Below are 5,613 nucleotides of genomic sequence, written 5' to 3'. Positions count from 1 at the left end.
TGAGAAAGCCCATATAAATGGGTAATGTACAAGTTGCTGTAGAAGCATGTTTAATTCGTCTGATCACAGATACTTTATAAAGTATTTTAATACTTTTTTGAATCCGTCAATGCGTAAGTCCTATAAGGTTTCAATTTCAATGATAGCTTAAATTTATGTAACGACTTTTATTACTTCATTAAAATGATAAACATCACAATTATGTCCAATACCAATACGATCAACCACGGCAAAGTTACTTGGCGCCTCTAAAGTTAATAGAGGGTGATGCCATGTACCTGCATGGTAGTTAACACCTTGTGTGCCATCTGAAATAAAAGCACAGAGTTTTGAAATATCAGGCGTTTGATCATCCAATGCAGGTGCAACCACAATTAAAAAAGCCTGACCTTGCATCGGGATAAAAGCTTGTGAGCCATTCGGATGTCGCTCAAGCATCGAAACCGAAAAAGGAATTTCTGTTTGTTTAATATTACGAAAAATACTAATCCCTGCATGCGCTTCACCGATGATTTCAGTGGTTGCAAGGGCATGATAACGCTCGGTATGCGCATCATTGATATGAAAAAAATCCTGTCCATCAATGCAAATAACCTCGCCAAATGGGGCAAAGTTTTCAATGCTCAGGGGCTGTAGCTGAATTGTTTGAACCATGTGTAATTCTTTTATTGTCTATATAAAGTGCAGGAGAAGAAGGATAAAACCTCAGCATTTATCCTTCTTGATGTAGGAAGTATTCAAGCTATCAATTTAGCTTTTGGTTTTGCCCCAAATACGAATACGGCTGATACCACCATCTGGAATCATATTGATGCGAATATGCGAGATCTTTTCATGTTGCAAAATTTCATTTACAAAGCTATGAATATGATCCATTTGCATGTCTTGTGCTTCGAGTAAAAATGGCCAGAACATACTTTGTGGAATTAATTGTGGATCGGTTGCATCTTCAACATAGACCGCTTGAATCGAGACTTGAGCTGGAAAGTTGCCTTTAAAGTGTGCCGTATCGATATCAATTTTTTCAATTGCACCAGTTTGACCCAAAGCCAAAATACACCAATCAAAGCCCGGTGCACGACGACGTTTGGTTTCCCAACCATCGCCCATATTTATGCCGCGACCTGGGTTAATCAGATTACGTGGATGACCAAAATGTGCATCGCTATAAGCAATTACACGTCCACCATTTTCTAAAGCAACTAAATCAATTGTTGCAGTGCGATCTTGCTGTTGAACGCTCACTTCACCATACACTTTAAAACGAGCAACACCGCCATCAGGGAAAATATTTAAGCGCACATGAGTAAAAACTTGGTCAGCTGTAATCGGCAAAACATGATGCTGACTTGGGCCAAGTACGTTGTTCTCTAATATGTTCAACCATTCAGCTTGAGCAAGATCGCCATCAGGGGCGTAGCAGGCTTCAACTGAAGCTGAAGCAGGGTAATTCCCAGTGAAGAAGGTAGTGTCAATATCTAAAGCCTTAATATGCCCAGCTACGCCCAATTGAATAATTGCCCAGTCATAACCTGTGTGACGTTTACGGCGCGTTTCCCAACCATCCATCCATTTACCATGGTCATCGAATTTATCTTCAACAAAAATTGGCGCGTCAAATTGAAGCATACGTTTTGCTTCTGCGAAAAATTCATCTGAACATTCAATAATTTTTGCACCAATACGGTCATCTGCCAAATTGGTAAGTGTCTGTAATTGTGCAGGAATATCAAAATCGGGTGCTAATAAAGTCGCCATATATTAAATCCATTCGCTATTTTCTTTCAAAATTCATGCTTTGCGCTATCGTGCTACAAAAAATTTAACAAACGATAAAAACAAGCATTTACACGCGTTTAGATGCACAGCGTGTGCCAACTTTTGGATTTTCTCATGGCACATTATAAAAAATGGCACGCTTTTAGCATTTTATGAGTTAGAAACTTATAAAACACAGGGGAGTTATAGATGGAAATTACAATTATTGGTGCAGGTATGGCGGGTCTAACTACAGGCATCGCACTAAAAAAATTCGGACACCAAGTAACCATCTATGAACAAGCAGAACAAATTTTACCGGTGGGTGCTGCGATTTCATTATGGTCTAACGGTGTGAAATGTCTGAATTATTTAGGCTTAACAGAGCAAGTTGAAAAGCTTGGCGGCAAAATGGATAACCTTGCTTATATTGATGGTTTGACAGGCGATGTGATGACTCAGTTTAGTCTTTATCCATTGATTGAAGAAGTCGGGCAAAGACCATATCCGGTATCACGTGCGGAACTACAAAATATGCTGATGGATGAATTTGGCCGTGAAGATATCCATCTTGCTAAGAAAATGGTTTCTTTTGTTGAAGAAGGAGAGCGTGTAAAAATTCAATTTGCAGATGGTAGCGAAATAGAATCTGATCTATTGGTCGGTGCAGACGGTACACATTCAATTACTCGTGCCTATGTTTTAGGTGAGCAAGTTGAGCGACGATATGCAGGCTATGTTAATTGGAATGGTCTTGTTGATGTCTCAGATGATTATGCTGCAGCAGATCAATGGACAACTTTTGTAGGTGAAGGCAAACGTGTTTCACTGATGCCTGTGGCAAATAATCGTTTTTATTTCTTTTTTGATGTGCCACTACCAGTTGGTCTTGAAAATGATCGTAGCCAATATAAAGCTTTATTCAAACAATACTTTAAAGGATGGTGTGAGCCTGTCCAAAAGTTAATTGATGCAGTCGATGTGCAAAAGACCAATCGTGTAGAAATTCACGATATCGAACCATTCGCTGATTTCTACAAAGGTCGAGTGGTGATTGTAGGTGATGCAGCGCACAGTACAACACCTGATATTGGTCAAGGCGGCTGTCAAGCGATGGAAGATGCTATCTATTTGGCACGTTCATTGCAAATTAACACCTTAGGTTTACAAGATTCTTTACGTCGCTATCAGAACAAGCGTAATGAACGTGCTAATGAATTGGTACTTCGCGCCCGTAAGCGCTGTGATGTAACACATATGAAAGATGAAGCGGTGACCCGAGAATGGTATGCAGAGTTACGCAAAGAACAAGGTAATCATATTATGAAGGGGATTATTAGTAATATTGTCGGTAATCCGCTCGACTAAGCAGTAAGACAATAATAAATGTAAAACTAAAAAGTTAGCTTTCAGCAGCCAGTGTGAATATTCACACTGGCTTTTTTTAGCTATAAAGAAACATTAGATTGAAGAGCAAAGGATTAAATATTTAAGGAAGTTGCTTTAACTGCAATTTGATTTCTTCCATTTTTTCGACCAATAAATTTACCATTATTTGTGAAAGACGAGATGTTTGACGTTTTGAAGCTACGCACAAAGCAATGGTTAAACGGTGCATGCCTTTTTCACGAATTGGTTTAAAAACGATCTTTTTTGAGTTTAAAAGTGGCAATGCATCCATATATGACATCAAACCAATGCCTAATTGTTGTTGAATTAATGACGTTATCATTCTAATGTCATTACATTCTATCTTTTGTATGGGATTAAATTTATGATGTTTATAGAGAGTATGTACATAATCACTGATGACTAAAGGTTCACTTGGCATGATATGACGTTCATTTAAAGTGTCGGATAAATAGATTTTATCCATGCCGGCTAAGGTGTGATGTGGTGATAAAACATAGCCTAAAGGAATTTCAATAAAGGATAAGATTTCTAATTGATTGTGACTTTTGGGATTTAAAATAATGCCAAAATCTAATTCTGCATCAATGATTTTTCTCGATATTTCTTCACTGCTATTCATACTAATATTGAGATTAATCCATGGATAGCTTTCAGCCATGCGTTGAATACAATCCACGACAAAACCATCATTTAGTGCAGCAATAAAACCCATTTCAATATTGCCGCGACTTAATCCTTGAATTTCATCAAATCGAGTTCGAGTCAGTTGATATTCTTTTTGCCATTTAAGCAAATCGGCATAAAGTAATTCACCAGCCAACGTTAGCTTGAGTCCCTGAGGTAAACGCTCAAACAAAGCGACGCCTAACTCTTCTTCAGCCAGTACAATTTGCCGATGCACAGCAGACACTGAAATAAAAAGCTGTTCTGCGGCTTTACGTAAACTGCCAGTACGGGCAACAGCCATAAAATATTCAGAAAATCGGGAAAAGGTAATCGACATACAGCTATTAAATCTCACGGGCAGTTTACAAAGTACTTATCCATGCTTAAGCGATTTTCATGCCATAACTTTTGATTTTTTCAATTCATTCTGCTTTTGTGTTCTAAAAAAGAGAACAATGTATGCAAATCATTCTAATAGACAGAAATGCTGTGCAGCCGTATTTTTGACTTAGAAAAGAACGAATTAGCCCTAGTTACATGGCATAAAAGTTCTGCAAATATTGCGAATGTAGAGATTTAAAAATGAATGCGATTCCTGTACTGAATTTATTTACCCAACCACAATGCAGTTCATTTGATGCAAACGATTGGAATATTTTAGCGCAGCATTGGTACCCAGTTGCACGCACTCAGGACGTTTCAGAACAACCGCAACAAGTACAATTACTTGATGTGAAAATGGCCTTGTATAAAACTGAAAGCGGAAAAATTCATCTGGTACGCGATATTTGCCCGCATCGTGGTGTGCCATTAACCAAAGGATGGGTGAAAGGCGAAGAAATTATTTGCCCATACCATGGCCTACACTATAACGGTGAAGGAAAGTGCGTAAAAATTCCTGCTCAACCGGAGCTCACACAAATTTCAGATCGTTTTTCACTGACCAAATTTCCAGTTGTAGAAAAATACGGACTAATTTGGACCAGTTTATTTAACCGCGATGTATCGAAAGCCAATTTTCCAGATTTAGACACGTGGGACAGTGAAGAACATCAGTCAATTCTCCCTCCATTTGTCGATATTGCTGGATCAAGTGGCCGTCAGCTTGAAGGCTTTATTGATGTTGCGCACTTTGCATGGGTACATAACCAAAGTTTTGCTGATCGTGAAAATCCAAAGGTACAAAAATATTCGACCGTTCGAACGGATTATGGCTTACATACAGAGTATGTGAGTGATGTCAGTAACTATCCGCATGGCTTACAACATTTAGCACCAGATGATTTTTTATGGAAACGTACTTTCGATGTCTATCCACCATTTTCAGCTATTTTGACTATCGACTTTCCTGAAAATGGCTTACTTAAAATTTTAAATGCGTGCTGTCCAGTTTCGCACAATAAAACGCGATTATTCGTTCCCTTAACTCGTAACTTTGATACTACAGGAGACTTACAGGCAGTTTATGATTTCAATGCACAAATCTTCGCTGAAGATCAGGACATGGTGGAAAGCCAAAAACCAGAAGAACTTCCTTTAGATATTTCAATGGAGGCACATTTTGAGGCAGATCGTTCATCAACCACTTACCGCCGAATTTTGGCAGAGTGGGGATTGAGCAAACGCTATACAGTTTAAAATATGAAATTTAGGGTCTGTTGACATTTACTGTGCAAAAAAAATAGCGAGAAAGTAGAATTTAATCGCCAAACCAAATCTACTCCTCGCTATGCCTCGTACAATGTTGACTGATCAACACTGGTCTAAGTTAGAAAA

5 protein-coding genes are annotated in these 5,613 nt (G+C 38.5%); 2 read left to right on the top strand and 3 right to left on the bottom strand.

Annotation, left to right across the window (positions count from 1 at the left end; translation table 11 throughout):
* Positions 1-153: 153 nt before the first annotated feature.
* On the bottom strand, positions 154-654 hold the full coding sequence (locus FTV09_RS16920) for an ureidoglycolate lyase (RefSeq protein ID WP_180058944.1): 501 nt from the start codon (positions 652-654) through the stop codon (positions 154-156).
* Positions 655-750: 96 nt separating this feature from the next.
* A complete protein-coding gene (alc, locus tag FTV09_RS16915) occupies positions 751-1,758 on the bottom strand; it encodes an allantoicase (RefSeq protein ID WP_180058943.1) in 1,008 nt (335 codons plus the stop codon).
* A gap of 210 nt (positions 1,759-1,968) precedes the next feature.
* On the opposite strand from alc, the gene hpxO reads away from it, so the two are divergent.
* Complete coding sequence (gene hpxO / locus FTV09_RS16910; protein WP_180058942.1) at positions 1,969-3,126, top strand: FAD-dependent urate hydroxylase HpxO; 1,158 nt, start codon at positions 1,969-1,971, stop codon at positions 3,124-3,126.
* A 121-nt stretch (positions 3,127-3,247) separates the two neighbouring features.
* On the opposite strand, the gene FTV09_RS16905 is transcribed toward hpxO, so the two are convergent.
* A complete protein-coding gene (locus FTV09_RS16905) occupies positions 3,248-4,174 on the bottom strand; it encodes a LysR family transcriptional regulator (RefSeq protein ID WP_067766818.1) in 927 nt (308 codons plus the stop codon).
* 245 nt (positions 4,175-4,419) lie between these two features.
* On the opposite strand from FTV09_RS16905, the gene FTV09_RS16900 reads away from it, so the two are divergent.
* On the top strand, positions 4,420-5,475 hold the full coding sequence (locus tag FTV09_RS16900; protein ID WP_005090794.1) for an aromatic ring-hydroxylating dioxygenase subunit alpha: 1,056 nt from the start codon (positions 4,420-4,422) through the stop codon (positions 5,473-5,475).
* Positions 5,476-5,613 lie beyond the last annotated feature (138 nt).

It is taken from the genome of Acinetobacter sp. YH12227 (assembly GCF_013417785.1).
In the GTDB taxonomy this organism is placed as follows: domain Bacteria; phylum Pseudomonadota; class Gammaproteobacteria; order Pseudomonadales; family Moraxellaceae; genus Acinetobacter; species Acinetobacter gandensis.
The sequence above is the reverse complement of the archived record's forward strand: the minus strand, read 5'-3'. Positions and strand labels throughout refer to the sequence as shown.

Excerpts from the sequence above, each read along its gene's own strand:
- FTV09_RS16920 (WP_180058944.1), bottom strand. The coding sequence starts at position 654 with ATGGTTCAAACAATTCAGCTACAGCCCCTGAGCATTGAAAACTTTGCC.
- alc (WP_180058943.1), bottom strand. The coding sequence starts at position 1,758 with ATGGCGACTTTATTAGCACCCGATTTTGATATTCCTGCACAATTACAG.
- hpxO (WP_180058942.1), top strand. The coding sequence starts at position 1,969 with ATGGAAATTACAATTATTGGTGCAGGTATGGCGGGTCTAACTACAGGC.
- FTV09_RS16905 (WP_067766818.1), bottom strand. The coding sequence starts at position 4,174 with ATGTCGATTACCTTTTCCCGATTTTCTGAATATTTTATGGCTGTTGCC.
- FTV09_RS16900 (WP_005090794.1), top strand. The coding sequence starts at position 4,420 with ATGAATGCGATTCCTGTACTGAATTTATTTACCCAACCACAATGCAGT.